The 25,894-nt window shown below is 72.8% G+C and carries 24 protein-coding genes and 1 pseudogene; 11 read left to right on the top strand and 14 right to left on the bottom strand.

The genetic code is table 11. From position 1 onward, the window contains the following. The first annotated feature begins 18 nt into the window (after positions 1-18). The 7 genes from xylB (at position 19) to exaC (ending at position 8,270) form a co-directional block, all read left to right on the top strand. Positions 19-1,497, top strand: a complete 1,479-nt coding sequence (xylB, locus tag OFY01_RS15845; RefSeq protein ID WP_266600373.1) for a xylulokinase — start codon at positions 19-21, stop codon at positions 1,495-1,497. Positions 1,498-1,627: 130 nt separating this feature from the next. Then, positions 1,628-2,830 carry an ROK family transcriptional regulator gene (locus OFY01_RS15850; RefSeq protein WP_266600375.1) on the top strand — a complete coding sequence of 401 codons (1,203 nt, stop codon included), beginning with the start codon at positions 1,628-1,630 and terminating at the stop codon, positions 2,828-2,830. A gap of 305 nt (positions 2,831-3,135) precedes the next feature. Continuing rightward, positions 3,136-3,537 (top strand): hypothetical protein, encoded by a 402-nt coding sequence (locus OFY01_RS15855; RefSeq protein WP_266600377.1) that lies wholly within the window; start codon positions 3,136-3,138, stop codon positions 3,535-3,537. Further along, entirely contained in the window at positions 3,534-4,568 is a 1,035-nt protein-coding gene (locus tag OFY01_RS15860; RefSeq protein WP_266600379.1) for an acetamidase/formamidase family protein, read from the top strand. Before OFY01_RS15855 ends, OFY01_RS15860 begins: the two co-directional genes overlap by 4 nt. A gap of 103 nt (positions 4,569-4,671) precedes the next feature. After that, complete coding sequence (locus OFY01_RS15865) at positions 4,672-5,268, top strand: N-acetylmuramoyl-L-alanine amidase (protein ID WP_407700352.1); 597 nt, start codon at positions 4,672-4,674, stop codon at positions 5,266-5,268. 123 nt (positions 5,269-5,391) lie between these two features. Then, complete coding sequence (locus OFY01_RS15870) at positions 5,392-6,672, top strand: GAF domain-containing protein (protein WP_266600383.1); 1,281 nt, start codon at positions 5,392-5,394, stop codon at positions 6,670-6,672. A 74-nt stretch (positions 6,673-6,746) separates the two neighbouring features. Beyond that, positions 6,747-8,270: an acetaldehyde dehydrogenase ExaC gene (gene exaC, locus OFY01_RS15875; RefSeq protein ID WP_266600385.1), complete on the top strand. Its 1,524-nt coding sequence runs from the start codon at positions 6,747-6,749 to the stop codon at positions 8,268-8,270. Positions 8,271-8,575: 305 nt separating this feature from the next. On the opposite strand, the pseudogene OFY01_RS15880 reads toward exaC, so the two are convergent. The 4 genes and pseudogenes from OFY01_RS15880 to OFY01_RS15895 all read right to left on the bottom strand — a co-directional run. Next, positions 8,576-8,761 (bottom strand): annotated as a pseudogene (locus OFY01_RS15880) (sugar transferase); the annotation flags it as partial. 413 nt (positions 8,762-9,174) lie between these two features. Beyond that, on the bottom strand, positions 9,175-9,834 hold the full coding sequence (locus OFY01_RS15885; RefSeq protein WP_266600387.1) for a DUF6629 family protein: 660 nt from the start codon (positions 9,832-9,834) through the stop codon (positions 9,175-9,177). A gap of 43 nt (positions 9,835-9,877) precedes the next feature. After that, complete coding sequence (locus OFY01_RS15890) at positions 9,878-11,698, bottom strand: SpoIIE family protein phosphatase (RefSeq protein WP_266600389.1); 1,821 nt, start codon at positions 11,696-11,698, stop codon at positions 9,878-9,880. A 252-nt stretch (positions 11,699-11,950) separates the two neighbouring features. Continuing rightward, positions 11,951-13,345: an MFS transporter gene (locus tag OFY01_RS15895; RefSeq protein ID WP_266600391.1), complete on the bottom strand. Its 1,395-nt coding sequence runs from the start codon at positions 13,343-13,345 to the stop codon at positions 11,951-11,953. Positions 13,346-13,613: 268 nt separating this feature from the next. Between OFY01_RS15895 and OFY01_RS15900 the strand changes: the two genes are divergently transcribed. Beyond that, on the top strand, positions 13,614-14,393 hold the full coding sequence (locus OFY01_RS15900; RefSeq protein ID WP_266600393.1) for a 3-hydroxybutyrate dehydrogenase: 780 nt from the start codon (positions 13,614-13,616) through the stop codon (positions 14,391-14,393). 152 nt (positions 14,394-14,545) lie between these two features. Next, positions 14,546-16,516 (top strand): helix-turn-helix domain-containing protein, encoded by a 1,971-nt coding sequence (locus OFY01_RS15905; protein ID WP_266600395.1) that lies wholly within the window; start codon positions 14,546-14,548, stop codon positions 16,514-16,516. A 7-nt stretch (positions 16,517-16,523) separates the two neighbouring features. Here OFY01_RS15905 and OFY01_RS15910 read toward each other — a convergent pair whose 3' ends face one another. From OFY01_RS15910 to OFY01_RS15925, 4 genes are all read right to left on the bottom strand, one after another. Next, positions 16,524-17,186 carry a 3-oxoacid CoA-transferase subunit B gene (locus tag OFY01_RS15910; RefSeq protein ID WP_266600397.1) on the bottom strand — a complete coding sequence of 221 codons (663 nt, stop codon included), beginning with the start codon at positions 17,184-17,186 and terminating at the stop codon, positions 16,524-16,526. Between the two features lie 3 nt (positions 17,187-17,189). Continuing rightward, positions 17,190-17,951 (bottom strand): CoA transferase subunit A, encoded by a 762-nt coding sequence (locus OFY01_RS15915; protein WP_266600399.1) that lies wholly within the window; start codon positions 17,949-17,951, stop codon positions 17,190-17,192. A 180-nt stretch (positions 17,952-18,131) separates the two neighbouring features. Further along, entirely contained in the window at positions 18,132-18,308 is a 177-nt protein-coding gene (locus OFY01_RS15920) for a hypothetical protein (protein ID WP_266600401.1), read from the bottom strand. 84 nt (positions 18,309-18,392) lie between these two features. Continuing rightward, a complete protein-coding gene (locus tag OFY01_RS15925; RefSeq protein ID WP_266600403.1) occupies positions 18,393-19,013 on the bottom strand; it encodes an L-threonylcarbamoyladenylate synthase in 621 nt (206 codons plus the stop codon). Positions 19,014-19,206: 193 nt separating this feature from the next. Here OFY01_RS15925 and OFY01_RS15930 point away from each other — a divergent pair, with 193 nt between their 5' ends. Then, positions 19,207-20,373, top strand: a complete 1,167-nt coding sequence (locus OFY01_RS15930) for a hypothetical protein (protein ID WP_266600405.1) — start codon at positions 19,207-19,209, stop codon at positions 20,371-20,373. A 17-nt stretch (positions 20,374-20,390) separates the two neighbouring features. Here OFY01_RS15930 and OFY01_RS15935 read toward each other — a convergent pair whose 3' ends face one another. Next, positions 20,391-20,741, bottom strand: coding sequence for a hypothetical protein (locus OFY01_RS15935; RefSeq protein ID WP_266600407.1), 351 nt, complete (start codon positions 20,739-20,741; stop codon positions 20,391-20,393). Between the two features lie 75 nt (positions 20,742-20,816). Here OFY01_RS15935 and OFY01_RS15940 point away from each other — a divergent pair, with 75 nt between their 5' ends. Beyond that, on the top strand, positions 20,817-21,173 hold the full coding sequence (locus OFY01_RS15940) for a DUF779 domain-containing protein (protein WP_266600409.1): 357 nt from the start codon (positions 20,817-20,819) through the stop codon (positions 21,171-21,173). Between the two features lie 21 nt (positions 21,174-21,194). Here OFY01_RS15940 and OFY01_RS15945 read toward each other — a convergent pair whose 3' ends face one another. The 5 genes from OFY01_RS15945 to OFY01_RS15965 form a co-directional block, all read right to left on the bottom strand. Further along, on the bottom strand, positions 21,195-21,389 hold the full coding sequence (locus OFY01_RS15945) for a hypothetical protein (RefSeq protein ID WP_266600411.1): 195 nt from the start codon (positions 21,387-21,389) through the stop codon (positions 21,195-21,197). Positions 21,390-21,630: 241 nt separating this feature from the next. Next, entirely contained in the window at positions 21,631-22,233 is a 603-nt protein-coding gene (locus OFY01_RS15950; protein ID WP_266600413.1) for an isocitrate lyase/phosphoenolpyruvate mutase family protein, read from the bottom strand. Positions 22,234-22,541: 308 nt separating this feature from the next. After that, a complete protein-coding gene (locus OFY01_RS15955) occupies positions 22,542-23,645 on the bottom strand; it encodes an acyl-CoA dehydrogenase family protein (RefSeq protein WP_266600415.1) in 1,104 nt (367 codons plus the stop codon). Continuing rightward, positions 23,642-24,826 (bottom strand): acyl-CoA dehydrogenase family protein, encoded by a 1,185-nt coding sequence (locus OFY01_RS15960; RefSeq protein ID WP_266600417.1) that lies wholly within the window; start codon positions 24,824-24,826, stop codon positions 23,642-23,644. The genes OFY01_RS15955 and OFY01_RS15960 overlap by 4 nt, the downstream gene beginning before the upstream one ends. Further along, the gene (locus OFY01_RS15965) at positions 24,823-25,809 is read right to left on the bottom strand and encodes an NADPH:quinone oxidoreductase family protein (RefSeq protein WP_266600419.1); all 987 of its coding nucleotides are present in this window, start codon (positions 25,807-25,809) and stop codon (positions 24,823-24,825) included. The genes OFY01_RS15960 and OFY01_RS15965 overlap by 4 nt, the downstream gene beginning before the upstream one ends. Positions 25,810-25,894: the final 85 nt, after the last annotated feature.

Raw genomic sequence — 25,894 nt, forward strand, 5'->3', positions numbered from 1 at the left:
GCTTACAGGGAGAGCCGCATGTCAGCTACCGATGGGCCCTACGTCGTCGGGGTCGACAGTTCCACGCAGTCCACGAAGGTTCTGGTCGTCGACGTCGCTACGGGCGCGGTCGTGGCGAGCGGCCAGGCTCCGCACACCGTCACGACGGGCGCGGGCCGCGAGAGTGACCCCGAGCAGTGGTTCGAGGCCCTGTGCGCCGCGCTCGCCCAGTGCGGCGAGGCGGCCCACCGTGCCGCGGCCGTGGCCGTCGGCGGGCAGCAGCACGGCCTGGTCACGCTCGACGCGCGGGGGCGGCCGGTGCGGCCCGCGCTGCTGTGGAACGACGTGCGCTCCGCGCCGCAGGCCCGGCGGCTCGTCGAGGAGCTGGGCGGGGCGAGGGCCTGGGCGGACCGCTGCGGCAGCGTGCCTGGCGCCTCGTTCACCGTGTCGAAGTGGGCGTGGCTGACCGAGCACGAACCGGAGGCGGCCGCGGCGACGGCGGCCGTACGGCTGCCGCACGACTATCTGACCGGGCGGCTGACCGGGACGGGAACCACGGACCGGGGCGACGCGTCCGGCACCGGCTGGTGGGCGTCGGCGACCGAGGCGTACGACGAGGAAGTGCTGGCGAGCGTCGGGCTCGACCCGGCGCTGCTCCCGCGCGTGGTCGGGCCCGGCGAGGTGGCGGGCACGGTGCGCGAGTCGCACGGCGACCTGCCCTTCTCCACGGGCACGCTGGTCGCGGCGGGCACGGGTGACAACGCCGCGGCGGCCCTCGGTCTGGGGCTGCTGCCCGGCACGCCCGTGCTGAGCCTTGGCACCTCGGGGACCGTGTACGCGGTGTCGCGGCGGCGGCCCGCCGACCCGACCGGCACCGTCGCCGGGTTCGCGGACGCGCGCGGCGGCTGGCTGCCGCTGGCCTGCACGCTCAACTGCACACAGGCCGTCGACCGGATCGCCACCCTGCTCGGCCTGGACCGGGAGGCTGTGGAGGCGGGCGGCACCGCCACGGTGCTGCCGTATCTCGACGGGGAGCGCACCCCGGACCTGCCGCACGCGTCGGGCCTGCTGACCGGGGTGCGCCAGGACACGACCGGCGGCCAGCTGCTGCAGGCGGCGTACGACGGGGCGGTGCACGCGCTGCTCGACGCGCTCGACCGGGTGCTCGCCGTGGACGCGGAGGACGCGGCCGACGGCCCGGCGGGCGGGGCGGACCCCGCCGCTCCCCCGGCTCCCCTGGTGCTCATCGGCGGTGGGGCTCGGGGCACCGCCTGGCAGGAGACGGTGCGGCGTCTGTCGGGGCGGGCCGTACGGATCCCCGAGGCTCGTGAGCTGGTGGCGCTCGGCGCCGCCGCGCAGGCCGCGGGGCTGCTGACCGGTGAGGACCCGGCGGCCGTGGCGCGCCGCTGGGACACCGCGCGGGGCAGCGTGCTCGACCCGGTGGAGCGGGACGAGGAGACGCTGCGGCGGATCTCGGGGGTCCTGGCGGACGCGGGGCCGCTGCTGGGGGCGCGGTGAGAAGTCCTCGCGCCGGACGGACGACGAGCAGCGCGACGCGACAAGGAGCGGCGGCCGGCCGCTGCCCGCGCGCCGGCCGCTCACCCGCCCCGCGCCCATCCGCACGGCGCCGCCCTGGGAGCATGACGGTATGACCGCACCGATGCACCGCCACCGACCGGGTACGCCCGACACTCAGCAGGGCATGCGCCGCCGCAACCTGTCACGGGTTCTGCACACGGTGGCCGCCGACGGTCCGGTGTCGCGGGCTTCGGTGGCTCAGCGGATCGGGCTGACCCGCGCCGCGGTGTCGACGCTCGTCGACGAGTTGATCAGGGCGGGGCTCCTGGAGGAGTTGGGGCGGCAGCGGCCCGGTGGCGTGGGCAGGCCGGGTTCGGCGCTCGCGGTGAGCGAGCGGGGCCCGGCCGGGTTCGGCGCGGAGGTGGGCGTGGACCATCTCGCGGTGTGTGCGATGGACCTGCGCGGCGAGGTCCGCGCGCGCGCCGAGCGGCGCGTGGGCAACCGGGGCCGCGCCCCGCGCGTCGTCCTGCGCGAACTCGCCGACCTGGTCAAGCGGGTGACCGTCGAGGCGGAGACGCTGGGTCTCGCTCCGGTGGGGCTCGCGGTCGCGGTGCCCGGCCGGGTGGTCCGGGACACCGGCACGGTGGCGAGCGCCCCCAACCTGGGCTGGCAGGACACCGACGTGGCGGCGCTGCTCCCCGTCGACGTGCCGCTGAGCGTCGACAACGAGGCGAACTTCGGGGCGCTGGCGGAGCTGTGGCGGGCGGCGGAGTGCCCCGCGGACTTCCTCCATGTGTCGGCGGAGATCGGTATCGGTGCCGCGCTCGTGGTGGAAGGCGGGCTGCTGCGCGGGACGCGCGGCTTCGCCGGCGAACTGGGGCACGTGCCGGTGCGGCCCGAGGGACCCGAGTGCCCGTGCGGGGGGCGCGGATGCCTGGAGCAGTACGCGGGCGAGGAGGCGGTGTTGCGGGCCTCGGGGATCGGTCCGGGGCCCGATCGTGTGACGCTGCTCGCCGAGCGCGCCGAGGCGGGCGACCGGGACACGCGGCGGGCGCTGCGGGGCGCCGGAACGGCGCTGGGTATCGCGCTGACCGGGGCGGTGCATCTGCTCGACCCGCGCGCGGTGGTCCTCGGCGGAGCGCTCTCCCGGCTCGCGCCGTGGCTCCTGCCGCCGTTGGAGCGGGAGTTGACCCGTCGCACGGCGCGCCCGGCCGACGGCGTCGTCGTCTCGCGGATCGGTCCGGACGGGCCACTGCTCGGCGCGGCCCAGTCGGTCGTACGGGCCGTGCTCGACGACCCGATGTCGGTCGCGCACGACACGGCCGCGCCCTGACCCGGCCCGCTCCCTCGGCCGCTCCGCCGCCAGAGGTTCGGACCTCTGACGTGCGGTTGTTCACAACCGGCGAGTTGTCCACAGGCGCGCCACGCCCCCTTCCGCCCCAGCCGACGGGCCCCGTACCGTACTTCACGCGAGGCGTCGCGCACCGGCCGCTCCGGCGGGTGGCGGCGTGTCCACGGGGAGGGGGATTTTGGTGCCGGGGGACATCGTTCGCGGCGGCAGCGCGTCCGCCGGACCAGGGCTGCGGCGTGGCGCCGTCGGCCTGCGCGAGGTGCTGACTCGGGCTCGGATACGACCCGGTGACGGCGTTCCTGCTCCTGGCGACCGTGATCGTCACGGTGACCATCGGCGTGTACATCGTGGTGAACGTGGCGTGCGCGGGGTACTTCCTGCGCCGGGAGCGGAGCGAACTGCGTCCGCTGCGGCACCTGTTGTTCCCCGTGCTCGGTATCGCCGCGTTCGTGCCCGCGCTGCTGACGGCGGCGGGGATACCCGCGTTCGACTTCGTGTCGCGGCTGTCGCCGCCGGTCTCGTACGCCGGTCCGGTCGTCTGCGGCCGGCTCGCCATCGGTCTCGTGGTGCTCGCCGTGCTGGCGCGGCGGCATCCGGAGCGGGTGGCCGACACCGCGCGGATCCACCTCGACGACGCCGCGCCGAGCGGCCGTCCCGACCCCACACAGAGCGGAGTCACGCCGTCATGAGCGATCCCCGGATGCTGACCGTGCGTCCTGAACCCGGCGAGTTCGCCTGGACGTTCGGCGGGGCGCCACCCGTCGCGCGTATCACGCCGGGCACGGTGCTCGACCTGTACACGGAGGACTGTTTCGCGGGCCGGGTGCGGTCGGCGAAGGACCTGGTGTCGGGGGTCTGCGAGTTTCCGTACCTCAATCCGCAGACCGGCCCGTTCCACGTCGAGGGCGCCGAGCCGGGCGACACGGTGGCAGTGCACTTCGTGGCGGTGGAACCGGCCCGCGACTGGGCGGCGTCGACGACGGTGCCGCTGTTCGGGGCGCTGACCGCCACGCACGCCACGGCCTCGCTCCAGCCGCCGCTGCCGGAGGCCGTCTGGATCTGGGAGCTCGACCGCGGGCGCCGCACCGCCCGGTTCAGCGCTCGCGACAGCGCGTTCACGGCGGAGCTGCCGATGGACCCGATGCACGGCACCGTCGGGGTGGCGCCCGCCAACCTAGAGGTGCGCTCGGCCCTTGTGCCGGACGCGCACGGCGGCAACATGGACACCCCTGAGATGCGCGCGGGCGTCACCTGCTACCTCGGGGTGAATGTCGAGGGCGCGCTGCTCAGCCTGGGCGACGGGCACGCCCGGCAGGGTGAGGGCGAGACGTGCGGCGTCGCCGTCGAGTGCGCGATGCACACCGTCGTCATCGTGGAACTGCTCAAGGGCCTTTCGACGCCGTGGCCGCGCCTGGAGTCGGACACGCACATCATGTCGACGGGTTCGGCGCGACCGCTCGAGGACGCCTTCCGTATCTCGCAGCTCGACCTGGTGCACTGGCTGGTCCGCGACCACGGCCTGAGCGAGCTCGACGCCTACCAGTTCGTCACGCAGACCGTCGAGTCGCCGCTGGCCAACGTCTGCGACACCAACTACACGTGCGTGGCCAAGCTCCGCAAGGAGTGGCTGCCCGCGGGCGAGACCCACCGCGGGACACACACCCGGCTGCGCGAGATCGCGGCGACGCTGCCACGGCCCGAACCGTACGTCGTCCTGTGACCGCGCGGGCCGACAAGCCCCACCGTCCGAACCGAAGAGAAGAAGGGACAGGATTGTCATGGACACACCTAGACCCGGTAGGTCATTACTCAGCCGTCGCCGTATGCTGCGGACCGGCGCGATCGCCGCCGCGTCGGGGCTGTGGCTGCCCGCGGGCCGTGCCGACGCACGCGACCGGGAGCGGCAGAAGTCGCTGAAGCGGCAGGAGCAGGACGTGGACTACCCGCTCGCCGAGTACGTTCCGGCGACCCCGTACAACTACACACGCTCGAACCGCCCGGCCACGTGCTCCTTCGAGTACGTGATCATCCATGTGACGCAGGAGACGTACCAGAACACGATCGACATCTTCCAGGACGCCTCGAAGAAGGTCTCCGCGCACTACCTGGTCCGCTCGGCCGACGGGCACATCGCGCAGATGGTGCGTGAGAAGGACATCGCCTGGCACGCGGGCAACTGGGACTACAACACGCACAGCGTCGGCATCGAGCACGAGGGCTGGGTCGACCAGCCCTCGTACTTCACCGACGCGATGTACGAGCAGTCGGCGCTGCTGACGGCGTCCGTCTGCGCCCGGCACGGCATCCCCAAGGACCGCGACCACATCATCGGCCACTACCAGGTCCCGGGCACGGACCACACCGACCCCGGCCCGTACTGGGACTGGTCACGCTACATGGACCTGGTCAACTCCGCCTGAGCCGCGCTTGCGCGGAGGGTCTGTGCCGACCGTCCGGATCCGTGAGCGCCTCCTTGTCGGCCCGCCCGCCCGGAGCGACGATGACGGGCGACCGTCACCCCCGCACACGCTCCGGAGGCCGAGTTGACCGATCCGTGGATCGCCCTGGAGGCGGGCGCCGATCCGTCCGAGCGGGCCCGTGCACTGCACCGCGCTCATGAGCGGTTCACCGCGGCGGGCACCGTCGCCCGCCCGGTGCGGCCGGTCGTCGCCGCGTCCTGGCGCCGGTCGGCGGGCGCGCAGGTCAGCCCGGACGACACCTCGGCCCCGGTGGAGCTCGCCGACGGCGACCTCGGGGCGTACCGGGCGGAGCATCCGCTGGCCCGGGTCATGCCGCTGTTCCGCGAACTGATGGGGACGTTCGCGGCGGACGGCCGCCACCTGCTCGCCGTCTGCGACACCCAGGGGCGGCTCTTGTGGGTCGAGGGGCATCCGGCGACCCGGCGGCGCGCCGGGCGGATGAACTTCGTGCCGGGCGCCCGCTGGGCGGAGACGGCGATGGGCACCAACGCGCCGGGCACGGCCGTCGCCGTGGACCGGCCCGTACAGGTGTTCGCCGCCGAGCACTTCATCCGCACGGTACAGCCCTGGACGTGCGCCGCGGCGCCGGTGCACGATCCGCGCACGGGGCGGCTGCTGGGTGCGGTCGACATCACGGGCGGCGACGGCCTCGCCCACCCGCACAGCCTGGCGTTCGTACAGGCGGTGGCGCGAGCCGCCGAGTCCCAGCTGGCGCTGCTCGAACCGCCGCGCCAGGACGGTCCGGCCCTCCGATTGAGCGTGCTGGGCCGTGACGAGGCGCTGCTGCTCACGGCGGCCGGCCACAAGCTCCGCCTCGGCCGCCGCCACAGCGAGCTGCTCGTCCTCCTCACCCGGCACCCGGAGGGCCTGACCGGCGACGAACTGCTGTGCCTGCTGTACGAGGACGAGTCGGTGACACCGGTGACACTCCGCGCCGAACTGACCAGGCTGCGCCGCGTACTGGGCCCGGACGTGCTCCGCTCGCGCCCCTACCGGCTGGCGGTCCCGGTCGAGTCGGACCTGTCCACGGTCGAGCGGCGGCTCGCCTCGGGCGCGGTGACGGCGGCGGCCTCTGCGTACCGCGGCCCGCTGCTACCGGCTTCGGCCGCACCGGCGGTATCCCGTATACGGCACCGGCTCGCCGACGAGCTGCGCGCCGCCCTCGTCGCGCGCGGCGACCCGGACCTGCTCGCCGACTGGGCGTACGCGCCGTGGGGCGAGGACGATCTGGAGGTGTGGCGGGCCCTGGCCGAGGCCCGCCCGACCGCACCGGTCCTGGCCCGGCTCAGAGCGTTGGACCAGGAGCTGGGCGCGGGCGCCGCCCCGGCACCGTACGCAACGTAGCCGCAACGTGCGGCTTCGTAGCCTCCCCGCGAGTGCTGCCCGACGGCGGGCAGCCCGCACAGGAGGCCCCCAAGATGACCCGTTACGCGACGCCCGGCACCGAGGGCTGCGTCGTCTCCTACCAGGCGCGCTACGACCACTTCATCGGCGGCGCGTACGTGCCGCCCGCCCGCGGCCAGTACTTCGAGAACCCGAGCCCGGTCGACGGCCGCCCGTTCACCGAGATCGCACGCGGTACCGCCGACGACGTGGAGCGCGCCCTCGACGCCGCGCACGCCGCGGCGCCCGTCTGGGGCCGCACATCCCCCGCAGCCCGCGCCGAAGTCCTGCTCAAGATCGCCGACCGGATGGAGGCGCACCTGGAGCCGCTGGCCGTCGCCGAGAGCTGGGAGAACGGCAAACCGGTCCGCGAGACGCTGGCCGCCGACATTCCCCTGGCGATCGACCACTTCCGCTACTTCGCGGGCGCGATCCGCGCGCAGGAGGGCAGCCTGTCGGAGATCGACGACGACACGGTCGCGTACCACTTCCACGAGCCGCTCGGTGTCGTCGCGCAGATCATCCCGTGGAACTTCCCGATCCTGATGGCCACGTGGAAACTGGCCCCCGCGCTGGCGGCGGGCAACGCCGTGGTCATCAAACCGGCCGAGCAGACCCCGGCGTCCATCCACGTGTGGATGGACCTGGTCAAGGACCTCGTCCCGCCGGGTGTCGTCAACATCGTCAACGGCTTCGGCGTGGAGGCGGGCAAGCCGCTCGCCTCGTCGCCGCGCGTGGCGAAGGTCGCCTTCACCGGGGAGACGACGACCGGGCGGCTGATCATGCAGTACGCCTCGGAGAACATCAAGCCCGTCACGCTGGAGCTGGGCGGCAAGTCGCCGAACATCTTCTTCGACGACGTGTGGGCGCACGACGACGACTTCCGTGACAAGGCCCTGGAAGGCTTCACGATGTTCGCCCTCAACCAGGGTGAGGTCTGCACCTGCCCGTCGCGCGCGCTGATCCAGCAGGGCCACTACAGCGAGTTCCTCGACGCGGCACTCGCCCGGACGGCGGCCGTCGTGCCGGGCCACCCGCTCGACACGGACACGATGATCGGCGCCCAGGCCTCCCACGACCAGCTGCAGAAGATCCTCTCCTACCTGGACATCGGCCGGCAGGAGGGTGCGAAGGTCCTCACCGGCGGCGAGCGCGTCGAGTACGACGGCGAGCTGTCGGGCGGCTACTACGTCCAGCCGACCGTCCTGGAGGGCACCAACCGCATGCGCGTCTTCCAGGAGGAGATCTTCGGCCCGGTCGTCTCGGTCACGTCGTTCACCGACTTCGACGACGCCATCAAGACCGCCAACGACACCCTGTACGGCCTCGGCGCCGGTGTGTGGACCCGCGACACCAACACGGCCTACCGGGCGGGCCGTTCGATCCAGGCGGGCCGCGTCTGGACCAACTGCTACCACGCGTACCCGGCGCATGCGGCGTTCGGCGGCTACAAGCAGTCGGGGATCGGGCGAGAGACACACAAGATGATGCTGGATCACTACCAGCAGACGAAGAACGTTTTGGTTTCATACAGTCCGAAGAAACTTGGGTTCTTCTAGAGCCTCAAGTCGGCTGCCTGGAGGCGTTGTTACACTCCAGGCAGTCCGACACCGGAGCCACTCCGGGTAAGCAACAGGCTGCCTCAGGTCGGTGATCGACCTGCACGAGGACTGTCCCCGGGCGGAAGGTGGACACCTGTTCGTGTCGTTATGCGGCGAGTGTCAGGGTAGCTGACTTCTGCTCGTAGGCGATCGGTGCCTGCTGTCCGTTCGCTGAGTGCCGTCGGCGACAGGCAAGACCCGGGCGTCGGGGTGTTCGGCGAGCCAGTCCTGCGCGGCGTCGGCGCCGGCGAAGAAGTGGACCTGTTGGCCGCGTCCCGCGCGCCGAAGAAGTTGCCTATCGCCACCACCAGAACGGTCGCGACGGTGTCGGTGGTGATCACGGTACGCCGGTACCGCTGCTCCCATTCGTTGACGGGTCGGCTGATCGTCTCGTTCGCCAGACGCTCGCGCGCCGACGCGAAAGGGCCGACCAGTCCCCCCTGCCGCACAGAAACCCCCCGGTCTCCAGTCGTGCATGCCGGCCTGCCTCAGCTCCGCCGGGAGGTCCCCACCTCCCGTACGCGACACCCCCCGGTCCCCGCGCACGGCGTCGGACCATAGATCATCATTTGTCGCCTCATGTCCCCGCATGCGAGGCAGGGCCAATCCAGACCATCGGAACCCTCCTGGAGAGAGGGATGTGTGGAATCTGTGCCTGATATTTGAACTTCACTCACGAGCCGACGCCCACCCCCAGGCACGCACATCGAGATCCGGACATGGCGCGGTCCAACTCACCCTGACAACAAGGGCGTTCATGCGCCGGAACGAGGCGGGAGTGATTGACTTGATTTCGACTTTCGGTCGAATGTTCGGTAATCCTCGCGCCCGGAGCGAGATCAGAACACGGGAAAGAAAGTATTCACCGCGCCTTTGAATCGGGTTCGAACCGCGTCCTCGGTCCGCACCCGCGGTCCGTCCGCAGCCACCCGTACAGCACCGCCGAGCACAGCGCCGCCCAGGCGCACCAGGTGGAGACGAACTCCAGGCGCCACAGCGCGGCGCAGGCGGCCGCACCGGCCCCGGCGAGCACGCCGAGCAGGACAAGACCCCCCTCCCCCGACATCAGCAGCGCGCCGACCGTCGCGAGCAGATAGCCCGTCAGCAGCCACGGCCCGTGCGGGAGGCCGATCGCGTAGCCCATCGTGTGGCCGCGGATCTCGGCCGTGACGGTCTTGGTGGCGAGCGTGTACGCGAGGACGCACGCCGTCGCCGCTCCCGCCGCCGCGGGAAGCAGGAGACGGCGCCGCGCCCTTGGCGGCGCCGCGCACAGCACACCGAGCGGTACCCACAGCGGCAGCAGCGGCAGGGCGATCACCGCCCAGGCGACGGTGGCGGGTCCGGTGCCACCGCCCGCGCGCCACACAAACGCCTCCACCATCTGGTGCGCCCCGAGCAGCACCGGCAGCGCGGACAACGGCAGGGCGCGCGGCCGCCCGGCCGCGGCCCGCGTCACGCACGCCGCGCCGATCCCGGCGATCACCGCGCCCGCGGTCAGGTCTGCGGCCGCACTCCAGCACATGCGCTCACGCTAGGGCCTGTCAGGCCCCACGACACGTCAGGCCCTACGGTTCCGCCGGGCCGTCCTCGTCGAGTTCGAACCACACCGTCTTGCCCTCCGGCTCGGGACGGATGTTCCACCGGTGGGACAGCAGATCGAGCAGGACCAGGCCGCGGCCGGAGGAGGAGAGCTCTCCGGGGGCGCGCCGGTGCGGGACCTCGTCGCTGCGGTCGGTGACCTCCACGCGCAGGCGGCGCCGCCCCTGCGCCCCACTGATGTCGGCGCGCAGGGCGGCGGCGTGCTCGGTGTGGACCAGCACGTTCCCCAGGAGCTCGGAGACGAGCAGCAGCACCGTGTCGACCTGTTCGGGGCGGGCCCAGTCGTGCAGCAGGCCCTGGAACTCGATGCGGGCGTCGGACAGGCCCTCCGCCTGGTCCTGTTCGAGGGTGAAACGCAGGTGCCGACCGGTGCGCACCGCGCCCGCGTCCAACGGGTCGCGGCGCAGCAGCACCAGGGCGATGTCGTCCTCGGTGAAGGAGGCTCCGAGCCGCCCGGCCTCGGTCCCGTCGGGGGCGACGACGGCGCCCAGGAGGCGGTCGGCCAGTCCGTCGAGGTCGTCGGCGCCACCCGGTCCGAGGGCTTGGCGCACGCGGAGCCAGCCGGAGTACATGTCGTGGCCGCCGGACTCGATCAGGCCGTCCGTGCAGAGCATGAGGATCTCGTTCTCGCGCAGGGTGACGACACTGACGGGGTAGTCGTCCTCCGCGAGGTCGAGGCCCAGCGGCAGCCCGCCCCGCACGTGTTTGAGCAGACTGGTGCCGTCCGGCAGCCGCAGCACCGGATGCGGGTGCCCGGCGCGGGCGATGCGCAGGGTGCCGGTGGCCGGGTCGGCCTCCACGTAGACGCAGGTGGCGAAGCGGCCCTCGCCGAGGGAGGTCAGGAAGCGGGAGGCGCGGACGAGTACGGCGTCGGGGCCGTGCCCCTCGGCCGCGTAGGCGTGGATGGCGGTGCGCAGCTGGGACATCAGCCCGGCGGCCTGCACGTCGTGGCCCTGTACGTCGCCGATGACCAGGCCGAGCCGCCCGTTGGGCAGGGCGATGCTGTCGAACCAGTCGCCGCCGACCATGAGCCCTCCGCCGGTGGGCACGTACCGCGCGGAGACGGAGAGGCCCTCCACGCCGGGCCCGATCCGGCCCATGCTGCTGCGCAGGCTCTGCGAGAGGGCGTGGTCGGCCTGACCGTTGTAGGTCTGCTCGATGCCCTGTCCGAGCAGCCGGGCCACGGTCACCAGGAAGGTACCCAGGCCGTCCGTCATCCGTACCGGCGCGTCGAAGGCGGCCATCCACACACCGGTGAGCTGGCCGTACGTGGTCAGGGGCAAAAACGCCCAGGCCCCGTGCCCGTCCCGGTCGCAGAGCGGCCATGCCTCGGGGAAGCGGTCGCGGTACTCCCGCGGGGACGCCAGGAACACGGGGCGGCCGGTCCTGGCCGCCTGCGCGGCCGGGTGGACGCTCTCCAGGGGCAGCCGGAACGGGCCGCTGTCGCCGTCGCCGGTGAGCCCGAACTGGCCCACGCAGTGGAGCAGTTCACGGTCGGCCCGGAACACGGCCTGGCTCGACAGCGGCAGAGCGTCGTCGGCCAGCTGGGAGATGAGGGTGAGCGCCTCCCCCAGCGTGTCGACCCGCGCCAGGGCGTGCCCGGTCACGAGCAGGTCGGCGCCGCGGTGACGCAGCCGTTGCGCCGCCTTTGCGTTGCCGCCGGAGGCCGGGCCCGCCATCCGGTTGAGGTCGTCGACCTGGCGCAGCTCGGCGTCGCGCTCCGGGGCCCCGTCGGCGCTGTGCTCCTGGGACCCGCCGTCGTCGCACCCGCCACCCACTCGCGCCACTCCCGTCTGCTCGGCTCCCTCTGCGGCCCGTACGGACCTCAGAGGGCCTTCGCGGCCCCGTGATGAGCCCGCGACTTCTCCCATCGTCCGTCGGACGGCCGTCCGGCGCCTGCTCACGCGCGTTTCCCGCGCCTGCCGCACCCGATCGGAGTCAGCGGCCGGTCTGGCGGGGCCGCCCGCTCCGTATCGGGCGGACAACGAGGCGGGGCGCCCGTCCGCCGTGCGGCCGGGCACCCCGTCGGGCAACCACCGTCAGTGGGCGGCCTCGCTCGGCAGCGTCGCGCCCGTCGCGGCCTGCGAGGGCGCCTGGGGCCCGCCGTCGCTCAGGTCACGGCCCCGGGTCTCCTTCAGGACGGCCACCGTGATCGCGGTGACCAGGGCCGCCGCGCTCAGGTAGACGGCGACCGGGGTGGCCGACCCGTAGTCCTTGAGGAGTTCGACGGCGATGATCGGGGCGAGGGCACCCGCCACGATGGAAGCGAGCTGGGAGCCCATCGACGCCCCGGAGTAGCGGACCTTCGTGTCGAACATCTCCGAGATGAACGCCGCCTGCGGCCCGTACATCGCGCCGTGCAGCAGCAGGCCGACCGTCACCGCCACGGTGATCACGGCGAACGACTTCGAGTCCACCAGGCCGAAGAAGACGAACGCCCAGACCGCCATGCCCGCCGAGCCGATCAGAGTGACCGGCCTGCGCCCGATCCGGTCGGAGAGCGCGCCCCACAGCGGAATGGCGACGAAGTGCAGGGCCGACGCGATGAGGACGGCGTCCAGGGCGGTGCTCTTGGGGAGGTCGAGGTGGGTGGTGACGTAGACGAGGAGGAAGGAGGTGAGGACGTAGTAGGAGATGTTCTCGCCGAAGCGGACACCGATCGCGCCGAGGACGCCGCGCCTGCCGCGGCGGAACAGCTCCACCACCGGAGGCTTCTGCGCGACGCCCCGCGCGGCCCGCGCCTCGGCCTTCTCCTGGGCATCGAGGAAGACCGGGGACTCGCTGACGGAGAGGCGGATCCACAGGCCGATCATCACCAGAACCCCGGAGAGCAGGAACGGGATGCGCCAGCCCCATGAGCGGAACGCCTCGTCCGACTGGACCGCCGCGAGGACGGCCAGGACGCCGGTGGCGAGCAGGTTGCCGCCGGGTGCGCCGGACTGCGGCCAGGCCGCCCAGAACCCGCGGTGCTTGTCTCCGCCGTGCTCGGAGACGAGCAGCACGGCGCCGCCCCACTCACCGCCCAGGGCGAAGCCCTGCACCAGGCGCAGGAGGGTCAGCAGGACGGGGGCGCCGAGACCGATGGCGCCGTAGGTGGGCAGCAGGCCCATCGCGAAGGTGGCGCCCCCCATCATGAGCAGGCTGACCACGAGGAGCTTCTTACGGCCGATCTTGTCGCCGTAGTGCCCGAAGACCATGCCGCCGAGCGGGCGGGCGGCGAACCCGATCGCGTAGGTGATGAAGGCGATGAGGGTGCCGACGAGCGGGTCGCTGCTGGGGAAGAACAGCGTGTTGAAGACGAGCGCGGCCGCCGAACCGTAGAGGAAGAAGTCGTACCACTCGATCGTCGTGCCGATGAGGCTCGCGGCCACTATCCGGGCTATGCCCCCGGACCGGGCGGTGCCGGCCGCCTCGGGGCTGTGGGCGTCGTTCATGAGGGTCACCAGTTTCACGTGCGGGGACGGGATGTTCGAAGATCGGTGCGGTGGTGAGCGGCGCGCGGTCAGCGGCGCGTGCTGCGCTGCGCCGAAACCTAGGGGCGCGCCCTCGCCACCCCTATGTGGGCGCCCACCACACCGCGCGCCCCCGATGTGGCGGTCTCCGGTGAGGTGCGCGGTCATGGGGCCCGCCGCCAGCCCGGCGGGCCTCGGCATGGTGCCCGCCACCATGTCCGCTGTCGGGAGCGCTGCCTACGGTGACGCCATGGACAGCACCAGCACCACCGACCCAGCCCTGGCCCAGCCCCTCAAGGACCGCACCGCGCTGGTGACCGGCGCGGCGAGCGGCATCGGGCGGGCCGTGGCTCTCGCCCTCGCCGACGCCGGGGCCCGTGTGTACGTCGTCGATGTCGCCGCGGAGGCCGCCGAGCGGGTGGCACGGGAGACCGGCGGCGAGGCCCGCGTGAGCGACCTGTCGGACCCGGCGGCCGTGGAGGCGCTGCCCGCCGATGTCGACATCGTCGTCAACAACGCCGGGTTGCAGCATGTGGCGCCACTGCACGAGTTTCCCGTGGACCGCTTCACCCTCATCCAGAAGGTCATGGTCGAGGCCCCGTTCCGCATCATCCGCCGTTCGCTCCCGCACATGTACGCGCGGGGCTGGGGCCGCATCGTGAACGTCTCCTCCGTCCACGGCCTGCGCGCCTCGCCGTTCAAGAGCGCGTACGTGACCGCCAAGCACGCCCTGGAGGGGCTGAGCAAGGTGGCGGCGCTCGAAGGCGCGGCGCACGGTGTCACGTCGAACTGCGTGAACCCCGGCTACGTACGTACCCCTCTGGTCGAGGCGCAGGTCGCCGACCAGGCTCGCTCGCACGGCATCGCGGAGTCCGAGGTGCTGGGGAAGATCATGCTGGAGCGCAGCGCCGTCAAGCGGCTCATCGAGCCGGAGGAGGTCGCCTCGGCCGTGCTGTGGCTCTGCTCGGAGAGTGCGGGGTTCGTGACGGGGGCCTCGCTCCCGGTGGACGGCGGCTGGACCGCGCACTGACCTGCCGCCACTCCCCTCCGCTTCCCCGTCTCCTCCCCACCCGCGCCTCCCTTTCAGCCTCTTTCTTTCCTCTCTCCCTTCTCTCCGGTCCCGCACCATTTCCCCTCCCCGTACATGCGCGCAGACGCGCCCTCCTGGCCTAGGTTCGTCCCATGTCACAGCCCATCGCCTCGCCCACCGCCGCCCTTCGCCAGCTGGTGGAGCTGCTGGCCACCGACGCGTCAGCCGAGCAGTACACGGCGGTGGCGGCGCGGGCCCGTGCCGCCGGTGTCGGTGAGCGTGATCTGCGGGAGATCGACCAGGCCGTGACCACCGCGCTCGGGGTCCGCCAGGTGCTGCGCCGTCAGCGGCGCCGCGAGGCCGAGTTGACCGCGCTCTTCGACACGGCGAGCGACCTGGCGGCCCTGCGCGACCTCGACGCGGTGCTGCACTCCATCGTGCGGCGGGCCAGAAGCCTGCTCGGCACGGACACCGCCTACCTGACCTTGGTGGACGAGGCCGCCCAGGACACCGTCATGCGGGTGACCGACGGCTCGGTGTCGCTCGCGTTCCAGCAGCTCAGGCTACAGCTGGGTGAGGGGCTCGGTGGGCTCGTCGCCCAGACGATGCGCCCCTACGCGTCCCCGGACTACCGCACGGACGAACGGTTCCAGCACACCGAGTCCATCGACCACGGGGTGCTGGACGAGGGGCTCGTCGCGATCCTCGGTGTGCCGCTGCTGCTCGGCTCCGGACCGGCCGGTGACCGGAAGGTGATCGGTGTGCTCTTCGCGGCCGACCGCGGCCCGCGCAGCTTCCGGCCCGACGAGGTGGCGCTGCTCGGCTCGCTCGCCGCGCACGCCGCGATCGCCATCGACACCGCCAAGGCGCTGGCCGAGGCGGAGGCCGCGGCGGCTGAGCTGACGGAGGCCAACGCGGTCATCCAGGAGAACGCCGCCGCGACCCAGCGTGCCGCGGAGGCCCACGACCGGCTCACCGATCTCGTGCTGCGCGGCTCGGACGTGTCCGAAGTGGCCGCGGCGGTGGCCGAGTTCCTCGGCGGCCGGCTGATGATCTTCGACCCGCGTGGCGACGCGCTCGCCGAGGCGGGCGGCGCGGCGGGCGCCGCCCCGCCGGACACGGAGGTGCTGCTGGCCGCGGTCGACCGGGCCCGCGCCGAGGGCCGTTCGGTACGGGACGGCGAGTGGTGGCACTGTGCCGTCCTGACCGGCCAGGAACTGCTCGGCAGCCTCGCCTTCCAGGGCCGTCCGGACCTGGAGGGCCCCGACCGCCGCCTGTTCGAACGCACGGGCACCATCACCGCCCTGCTCCTGCTGCTGCGCCGCACCGTCGCCGAGACCGAGAACCGCGTGCGGGGCGAACTCCTCACCGACCTGCTCGACGGGTCGGGCCGCGACCCCGAACTGCTGGTCGAGCGCGGCCACCGGCTCGGCGTGGACCTCACCCGGCCGCATCTGGTCCTGGTCGCCGAGGCCGAGGCAGAGCCCGACGGCAGGCTGACGGCAGGCGCCCAGCAGTATCTGTTCGGCCGGGAGGGCCTGTGCTGCGAGTACGAGCAGCACGTCGTCATGCTGCTTCCCGACGACGGGACCGAACCTGGCCGTGCCGCCCGCGCCGCCTCCGAGCACCTGGCCCACGGGCTCGGCGCCCCGGTCAGCGTGGTCGCCGCCGGGCCGTGCCGGACACCGGGCGCGCTGCCCGGCTGCTACGCCGAGGGCCGCCGCTGCCTGAGCGCCCTGCACGTGCTCGGACTGACCGGCGACGGCGCCTGCGCCGCCGACCTGGGGTTCCTCGGCGTCCTGCTGGGCCGCGAGCAGGACACGGCCGGTTTCGTCGACCGGGTCCTGGGCCCCGTCCTGGAGTGGGACGAGCGCCGCGGCACCGAGCTGATCAGGACACTTCAGGCGTACTTCGCCGCGGGCGGCAGCCATGTCAGGGCCAAGGACATGCTGCACGTGCACGTCAACACGGTGGTGCAGCGCATCGACCGGATCGCCGCGCTGCTCGGCCGCGACTGGGAGCGTCCGGACCGGGCCCTGGAGATCCAGTTGGCGCTGCGCATCCATCTGGTCTCCCGGGCCGGTCGCGGCGGCGGCCGCCACGACGACGCTCCGCGCCCTTGACGAGCGCTCAGCCCGCCCCCGCGCCGAGGGCGATGCCGCCCGGGACGCGCAGCTCGGGCACGGTGGCCGCGCGCACGTCGTCGAGGCTGACGCCCGGGGCGAGTTCGGCGAGCAACAGGCCCCGGGGCGTGATGTCGATGACGGCGAGGTCGGTGATGACGCGGTCGACCACGCCGCGCCCGGTGGCGGGCAGCGTCAGCTCGTCGACGATCTTCGGGGAGCCGTCCTTGGCGGTGTGCTCCATCACGACGATCAGGCGGCGTGCCCCGTGGACGAGGTCCATGGCGCCGCCCATGCCCTTGACGGTCCTGCCGGGGATCATCCAGTTCGCCAGGTCGCCGCGGGCGCAGACCTGCATGGCACCGAGCACGGACACGTCGATGCGTCCGGCGCGGATCATGCCGAAGGAGGCGGCGGAGTCGAAGTACGCGGCCCCCGGCCGCGAAGTGACCGTCTCCTTGCCGGCGTTGATCAGATCGGGGTCCTCGGTGCCGTCCAGCGGATAGGGACCGACGCCGAGGATGCCGTTCTCGGAGTGCAGTACGACGTCCATGCCGTCGGGCAGGTGGTCGGGGATCAGCGTGGGCAGCCCGATGCCCAGGTTGACGTACTGTCCGCCGCGCAGTTCACGTGCGGCGCGGGCGGCGAGCTGGTCGCGGTCGAGTGCCACGGGTCATGCCTCCTGGACTGCGGGTCGTACGGTGCGGCGCTCGATGCGCTTGTCGGTGGGGTCGGCGGCGACGATCCGGTCGACGTACACGCCGGGCAGGTGCACGGCGTCCGGGTCGAGTTCGCCCGCCTCCACGATCCGTTCCGCCTCGACCAGGGTGGTGCGCGCGGCCGACGCGCACAGCGGGTTGAAGTTCCGGGCGGCGCTGCGGAAGACGCAGTTGCCGTGCCGGTCCGCGACGGCCGCGCGCACCAGCGCGAAGTCCGCGGTGACGGCCTCCTCCAGGAGGTAGCGGCGGCCGCCGAACTCGCGGACCTCCTTGGGCGGCGATGCCAGGGCTACGCTGCCGTCGGGTGCGTACCGCCAGGGAAGACCGCCCTCCTCGACCTGCGTGCCGACGCCCGCCGGGGTGAAGAAGGCGGGGATGCCGCTGCCGCCGGCCCGCAGGCGTTCGGCGAGCGTGCCCTGCGGGATGAGTTCGACCTCGAGTTCGCCGCAGAGGTACTGCCGCGCGAACTCCTTGTTCTCGCCGACGTACGACGACGTCATCCGGGCGATCCGTCCGGCCCGCAGCAGCAGGCCGAGGCCCCCGTCGTCGACTCCGCAGTTGTTCGACACCACGCGCAGGCCCGCCGTGGCAGTCGTGGCCAGCGCGGCGATCAGCGTCGACGGGATGCCGCACAGTCCGAAGCCTCCGACGGCGAGCGTCGCCCCGTCCGGGATGTCGGCCACGGCGTGCGCGGCCGAATCCACCACCTTGTCCATGTCGCCTGTCGCCTCTCCGCGTTGCTCGGTCCGGGGCTCGGCCGCTGCGTGCGGACGGCCTGTCCGACGGCCCGGCCCCGGGGTTGACGCCCCTCACCCTTCCGGGGTGCCGTCCTCGGGCAAATGTGGCCGGGCACCATGGCCCGGGCGGCTCATGTGGTGGTCACGGCCGCCGTTCCGTCATGGCGCGTCCGGCCCGGTCGGCCGGGTCCGCTGGGCCGTCCGGTGCACCCGGCTGCGGTCGAACCGGGCGTCGGCCCCGTCGTCAGTGGTCGGCCCCGTCGTCGGCGCCGGAACGGCGAGCGCGCCACGCAGCAGCGTCCAGGTGTGCGGCGACGCCCGGGGCGATGGGGTCACGGGCGTCCTCCGGCACGGGCCGGCCCACGGGGCACGCACCACCCGTCGTGCGACGACTCGGCGGGGATCCCGTGAGCCCCCGCGTCACTCGAAGCGGTCGGTGTCCCCCGCCCCGCGCCGTACGATCTCGGCCTCGGGGCCGGAGAAATCGATCACCGTGGTGGGTTCGGTGCCGCAGTCGCCGGAGTCCAGGACCGCGTCCACCACGTGGTCGAGCCGCTCCTTGATCTCCCAGCCCTGGGTGAGCGGCTCGTCCTCGCCCGGCAGCAGCAGGGTGCTGGACAGCAGCGGCTCGCCCAGCTCGGCGAGGAGCGCCTGGGTCGCGGTGTGGGCGGGGATGCGCACTCCGACCGTCTTCTTCTTCGGGTGCTGCAGGCGGCGCGGCACCTCGCGGGTGGCGGGGAGGATGAAGGTGTAGCTGCCCGGTGTGGCCGCCTTGATGGCGCGGAAGACGTCGTTGTCGATGTGTACGAACTGTCCGAGCTGGGCGAAGTCCTGGCAGACGAGGGTGAAGTGGTGCCTGTCGTCGAGCTGCCGGATCGTGCGGATCCGGTCGACGCCCTCCAGGTTGCCCAGGCGGCAGCCCAAGGCGTAGCAGGAGTCGGTGGGGTAGGCGACGAGGGCGCCGTCACGGATGCTGTCGGCGACGGCTGAGATGACGCGGTGCTGGGGGTTCGCGGGGTGCACGTCGAAGTACCTGGCCATTGGCCGAGCCTACGGGATCGCCGCGATCCGGCCACGCGGTACGCGCACGCACGGCCTTCGCGGTCGTCCGTCACGGCCGCCGTGACACGCCGGGCACGGGCGACAATCCCGGCACCCCGACGCCCTGCCCTCCCGCCGCGACGGGTCCACGCCGCATACTGGTTCCTTCACCATCCGCCCACAGATCGACTCCATGGCCAAGAAGAACACGCCCCCCGCCCTCGCCCCCGCCTCCGCGTGGTTCGCGCGCGGCTGTCACGTGGGCCCCGAGCCCGAGCAGGACCTCCGGCGCAATCTGATCGCCCTCCGGGCGGCCGGTGTCCTTGACGACTTCCTCGACCTGGACCCCGTCGAGGCGGCGCGCTCCACGGTGCTGCACCCGCGCGACCAGGACGCCGGGCCCGGCGCTTCGGCCCGGCGCCTGTTCGAGGCGCGCTGGCGGCTCTCCGACGACGTCACCGTGCGCGCGCAGCTGACGACGTACGAGCCTCAGCAGCACCGCCGCAAGGACGGCGCGGGTGTCGCATGGGTGCTCGCCGCCCAGGCCGAGCGCGTCTGGGACGAGCTCTGGCCGTCACCCGCGACGATGTTCTGGCCGGACAGCGACCGTGTCGAGTGGGACCACGAGGCGGTGCCGGGGCTGCCGGGGCTGCGACTGCGGGCGGCGAACCGTCTGCCCAAGGACGACGACGAGGTGCGGCGGCTGCTGCGCGAGTGCGTCCGCGACGGCTGGTACGTCCATGTGGTGGTGCACGAGGCGATGACGCCCGACGCGCAGGGTCAGCAGCCCGTGACGCGGTTCCTGCCGCCGGGCCTGCGCCACAGGGTGGTCGAGCACCGTGCCACGCCGGAGCAGGCGCAGATCGCCGACTTCGCGCTCAAGCGGGACCTCGGGGTGCGGCTGCCGCGCGGCGGCGCGGTGGTGCTGCCGACGGTGCCGCCCGTCGAGGGCTACGAGGCCGAGCGTTTCACCGTACGCAACGTCTTCCTGGACGGTTCCGAGCCCGCCGAACTGCTCGCCCGGATCGTCGAGGCCGCCGCGTCGGCGCGACCGCTGCCGGACGAGGCTGAGCAGGCGCTCACTCGACTGCGCAAGGGCTGGCATCTGCTGACGCCGGACGAGGAACTGGCGCACGCGCAGGACATGGTCGCCAAGTACGCCGAGGCGCTGGAGGCGATGACGCTGTCACGGGACCGCTACCGGGAGGCGGCCGAGGCCGCGCAGGCCGCCCTCGCCGAGACGGGCGGGGCGGACGGCGCGCCGCGCCCGCCCTCAGCACACCCCGCGCGCAAGGCCGACGGCTCGCCCCTCAACGTGTTCGCGAAGACGTTCGGACGCTTCCGGGACCCGGCCAAGTAGGCGTGGCGCGGCGGGCGTCACTCGTCGCTCTCCTGCTCGGACATGCGCAGCGCGATGTCGCGCAGCAGATCGGTGGAGGTCACGTCCTCGCGGCCCTCGTCGTGCACGCGCGCGAGCTGCATGAAGAGGTAGGCGAACGCCTCGACGAGCGAGACGCTGGCCGGCATCAGCGCGGCGATGGTCAGTTCGGCCGCCTCCTCGGCGGTGGCGGCCGACGGGATCTCCACCGCCGGGAACACCTCCGAGACGAGCTTGCCGAGCTGTGTCTCGTCGGTGTCGAGCTCCTCGCCGGAGCCGATCCTGCGCATCATCTCCTGCGTCTCCGTCAGCACACCGATCGCCCGCAGGATGATCTCCCTCTGTTCCATGGACGGAGCCTATGCGTGAACGGCGCCGACGCGTGCAACGTGGACGCAACGTCCGGGTGCCTTCACTGGACGTTCATGACCGACGTCGCCCCCGTGGAGCTGACCGACGCCGCAGCCGACCTGCTGCGACGGCTCAGCCGTGCCCACGGACCGCTGATGTTCCACCAGTCCGGCGGCTGCTGCGACGGCAGCGCCCCGATGTGCTATCCGGCGGGCGAGTTCCGCACCGGCGCGTCGGACGTGCTGCTCGCGGAGCTGCGGGTGCCCGACGTCGCGGAGCCGGTGGCGTTCTGGATGTCGCGCAGCCAGTACGAACTGTGGAGCCATACGCGGCTCGTCGTGGACGTCGTGGAGGGGCGCGGCAGCGGCTTCTCGCTGGAGGCGCCGGAGGGCGTCCGCTTCCTCATCCGCTCACATCTGGCCTCCAAGTGACGCCACCGGGCCGTGGGTTGCTCATGGCTTCAGGCCGCTGACCAGGCTCGCGGTGGCGTTGATGCCGTCGTGGATGGTGGGCGCGACACTCGTACTGGCCAGCAGGAAGCCGAGCAGTACGCAGACAAGGGCGTGGGAGAGCTTCATCGCACCGTTGCGCAGGATGATCACCGCGATGATCAGGAGCAGCAGCACGATGGAAATGGACAGAGACACCGTCGAACCTCCTCCGCCACGCCAACACCGTGGCTTTCGGCCGCAAGTGTGACGCAGCCGAGGCCGTTCGGCGGGCCATGACCTGTCCGCCGAACGGGTGTTACCGCGCAGTGCGCCGCTCGTGCGTGTCAGGGAAGACCGCGAGCCGACGGCGAGCAATTCGCTCCCCGGGGCGTCGCATTGCGGGCCTGCCGCGTCGCGGGTGACCCGAAGGCGGACGCGTTGTAGCGTCGGCTCCGCTTCATGGTGCGGGATCGTACGGCGGCCCCGGCGCGTCGCGGTGGGCCGTGGCCTGCACCTGCGCGTAGGAGAGGCACGTGAGGTCCGTCGGCCGGGTGTCGCGGATGGCGGTGGCGGCGTCCACGGCCGCGGCGAGGGCCCTGCGGTACAGCAGCGAACCGAGACTGACACGGCGCACGCCCAGCGCGGCGAGTTCGGCCAGGCTGGGGCCGTCCGGCGTGTACAGGATGTTGAGCGGCACGACGAGCGTCCCGACGAGGTCGGCGATCGTGTCCGGGTCGGACAGGCCCGGCACGAACACCCCGTCGGCACCGGCCTGTTCGTAGACCGCCAGGCGGGCGGGCGTCTCGTCCTCCTGGCGTCCGAGCCAGTGGGTGTCGGTCCGGGCGTTGACGAACAGCTCGGGAACGGCGGCCTTCACGGCGGCGATCTTCGCGGCGTGCAGGCCGACGGGGGTGAGGCGCCCGTCGGGCAGGCCGTCCTCCAGGTTGATCCCCGCCGCACCCGTGTCGTACAGCTTCCGGGCCAGATCGGCCACTTCCTGGGTGCGGCCGGCGTCGGTGACCTTCGGCAACGCGGTGGCGAGGGCGGGCTTGAGCTTCACGCCGGCGTCGTGTGTGGGGAGGCCGTCGAAGATCTTCGAGTTGCCGTCCTTGCCGTAGCCGAGCAGGGGGCTGAGCGTGTCGGGCTCGTGGGCGATGCCGACGACGGCGCTGCCCTTTCCCGCCGCCGTCCTTCGCGCCGTCCTTCGGCGCCGTGCAGGCGGCCGCGGTCACCGCGAGTGCGGTGACCGCCGCTCCTGTCATGACGCTCCGCGTCGGCCGTGCCACGGACGCACCCCTGTTCAAGATCGACAGTTATTGGGAACAGTTCGCAATAATGTCATCTCGTCAAGGGCGGGTAAAGCCGGGGTCAAGGGGCACGGAGATCGACCAGTTCGGCCAGCTCCTCCCGGTGGCGGCCCACGGTGCCGAGCGCGATCGAGTCGGCCTTCGCGCGCTTGAGGTAGAGGTGGATCGGGTGCTCCCACGTCATGCCGATGCCGCCGTGCAGCTGAAGGGCATCCTCGGCGACGTGTACCGCGACGGGTGCCGCGTACGCCTGCGCGACGGCCACCGCGATGTCGGTGTCGTCACTGGAGGTGGCGAGCGCGTCTGCCGCGTTCCTGGCGACCGCGCGGGCGTTGACCACTTCCAGCCACAGGTGCGCGAGACGGTGCTTGAGCGCCTGGAACGAGCCGACGGGCCGGTTGAACTGGTGGCGCTCGCGCGTGTACCGCACTGTCTCCGTCAACAGCCAGTCCGCCACGCCGAGTTGCTCGGACACGAGCAGACCCGCACCCGCCCTCAGGGCACGGCGCACGGCCGACGCGGCCCTCGTGGCGTCCGCGGCCAGCGGGCGCGCGGGGGCGTCGGCCAGCGTCACCGCGGCGAGCGGGCGTGTCCGGTCGAAGGAGGTCTGCGGCTCCACCGTGGCGTGCTCGGCGTCGACCGCGTACAGGCCGTTGGCCGTCGGCACGAGGAAGACATCGGCGACGCCCGCGTCCGCGACGCCGGTGACGCGGCCCGTCACGGCCCCGCCCTCTTCCCGTACGGCGGTGAACTCCTGCCCCGGCCCCGCGGACAGCGGCACGGCGAGCGCGCCGATCGTGCGGCCCGAGGCGAGCGCGGCGAGCAACCCGGTGGCCTCCACGGTGTCGCAGGCCAGCAGCGCCTCCGTGGCGATCACCGCGCTGGTGAGATACGGGAGCGGAGCCACGGACCGCCCCAACTCCTCCAGGACGACGGCGGCTTCCCGGTGCGAGGCGCCCTGGCCGCCGTGCCGCTCGGGGACGAGGAGGCCCGCAAGCCCCATGTTCTCGGCGAGGTGCTTCCACAGCCCGCGGTCGTGCGGTGCGTCGGTCTCGACTCGGGCGAGGACGGCGGCCGCGGCGCAGTGGTCGGCGAGCAGGTCGCGCACCGCGGCGCGCAGCGCCTCCTCGTCCTCGGAGTACAGGAGGTCGGGCTGTGCGCTCATCGGGCCAGGTCCTTCCATGCGACGTCCTTGTCGGTGCGCGGCTCGGGCGGCAGCCCCAGGACACGCTCGGCGACGATGTTCAGCAGGACCTCACTCGTCCCGCCCTCGATGCTGTTGCCCTTGGCGCGCAGATAGCGGTAGCCCGCCTCCCGGCCCGCGAAGTCGACGATCTCGGGCCGCCGCATCGTCCAGTCGTCGTACAACAGCCCTTCTTCGCCGAGAAGTTCCACCTCCAGGCCGCTGATCTCCTGGTTGAGGCGGGCGAAGCCGAGCTTCATGCCTGCGCCCTCGGGGCCGGGGTGCCCGGCGACGAGCTGCTGGCGCAGCCGCTCGCCGGTCAGACGCGCGGCCTCTGCCTCCACCCACAGTTTCATCAGACGCTGGTGCAGGTCGCCGGTGCGCAGTTCCGGACGGGCGCGCCAGGTCTCGGCGACGGGTCGGATGAGTCCGCCCTCGCGGGGGATGCGGGCGCCGCCGATGGCCACGCGTTCGTTGTTGAGAGTGGTCTGGGCGACCTTCCAGCCGTCGCCGACCGCGCCGAGGCGGTGGGCGTCGGGGATGCGGACGTCGCTGAGGAACACCTCGTTGAACTCGGCCTCGCCGGTGATCTGGCGCAGCGGCCGCACGTCCACGCCCGGGTCGGTCATGTCGCACACGAAGTACGTGATGCCCTTGTGCTTGGGCACGTCCGGGTCGGTGCGGGCGATGAGGATGGCGAACCGGGCGTTGTGCGCGCCGGAGGTCCACACCTTCTGGCCGTTGACGGTCCAGGTGTCGCCGTCGAGGACGGCGCGGGTGCCGAGCGCGGCCAGGTCGGATCCGGCGCCGGGCTCGCTGAAGAGCTGGCACCAGATCTCCTCGCCGGTCCACAGAGGCTTGAGGAAGCGCCGCTTCTGCTCGTCGGTGCCGACGGCGAGGACGGTGGGGGCGGCCATGCCGAGGCCGATGCCGTTGGCCCGCGGGTTGTTGTCGGGGGCGCCCGCGGCCTCCAGTTCGGCGTCGACGACGGCCTGCAGGGCACGCGGCGCGCCGAGCCCGCCGAGCCCCCGCGGGTAGTGCACCCAGGCGAGTCCGGCGTCGAAGCGGGCGCCGAGGAACTCCTCGCGGGGCGTGGTGGCGGGTGGGTGTGCGGTCAGGAACTCCCGGGTGAGCGTGCGCAGTCCGGCGGCGTCGAGCGTCATGCGGCGGCTCCTTGCGTGCGGGCGCCGAGCCGCGGCAGGACGACGACGCGGCCCGTGGTGACCCCGTCGGCGACGCGCTGCACGGCCGCCGCGGCGTCTGTCAGACCGACTCGCTCACTGACGAGCGGCTTGATGGCGCCGCGCGCGGCGAGCTCGGTGAGCTGTTCGTGGCAGCGCGGGATCAGCTGCGGGTTCTTGGCCGCGTACAGTCCCCAGTGCAGGCCGAGGATGGAGTAGTTCTTCACCAGGGCGTGGTTGAGGGCGGGGCTGGGGATGGTGCCGGACGCGAAGCCGACCACGACGATCCGGCCCTCGAAGGCGACGGTCTTGGCGGACTGCTGGTACGCCTCGCCTCCGACCGGGTCGTAGACGACGTCGGCGCCGCGTCCGCCGGTGGCCTCCTTCACGGCGGCGATGACGTCCTGCGAGCGGCGGTCGACGACCACGTCGCAGCCGAGGTCCCGGGCGACCTTGGCCTTCTCGGGGCCGCCGACGACGCCGATCACCGTGGCGCCCGCGGCCTTGCCGAGCTGCACGGCGGCGCTTCCGACACCGCCGGCGGCGGCGTGCACGAGCAGCGTCTCGCCCTCCTGGAGGCGGGCCCGCCGGTGCAGGCCGAACCAGCCGGTCTGGTAGGCGATGTGGAGGGCGGCGGTCTCGGCGTCGTCGAGGCAGTCCGGTGCGGGCAGCAGGGCACGCTCGTCGGCGACGGTGTACTCGGCGAAGCCGCCGTGCGGCAGGGCGGGGTTGGCGATGACGCGGCGGCCGTCCTCGGTCTCGCCGCAGATCTCGACGCCGGGGGTGAACGGCAGCGGCGGGCGGACCTGGTACTGCCCCTTGCACAGCAGGGCGTCCGGGAAGTTGATGGCGGCGGCGCGCACCTTGAGCAGGACCTGCCCCTCGCCGGGCGTGGGGCGCTCCGCCTCTTCGAGGCGCATCACCTCGCTCGGCTCGCCGTTCTCGTGCACTTGCCATGCCTGCATGCGGGGCCTCCACGGGACTGCGTCGTCGGGTTGTCCGGGAACGTGCGCAGGGGGTCGCACCACCTGGTCCATCGGCATACTAAGC

Origin of the sequence: Streptomyces beihaiensis (genome assembly GCF_026274175.1) — a bacterium.
GTDB classification, from domain to species: Bacteria; Actinomycetota; Actinomycetes; order Streptomycetales; family Streptomycetaceae; genus Streptomyces; species Streptomyces beihaiensis.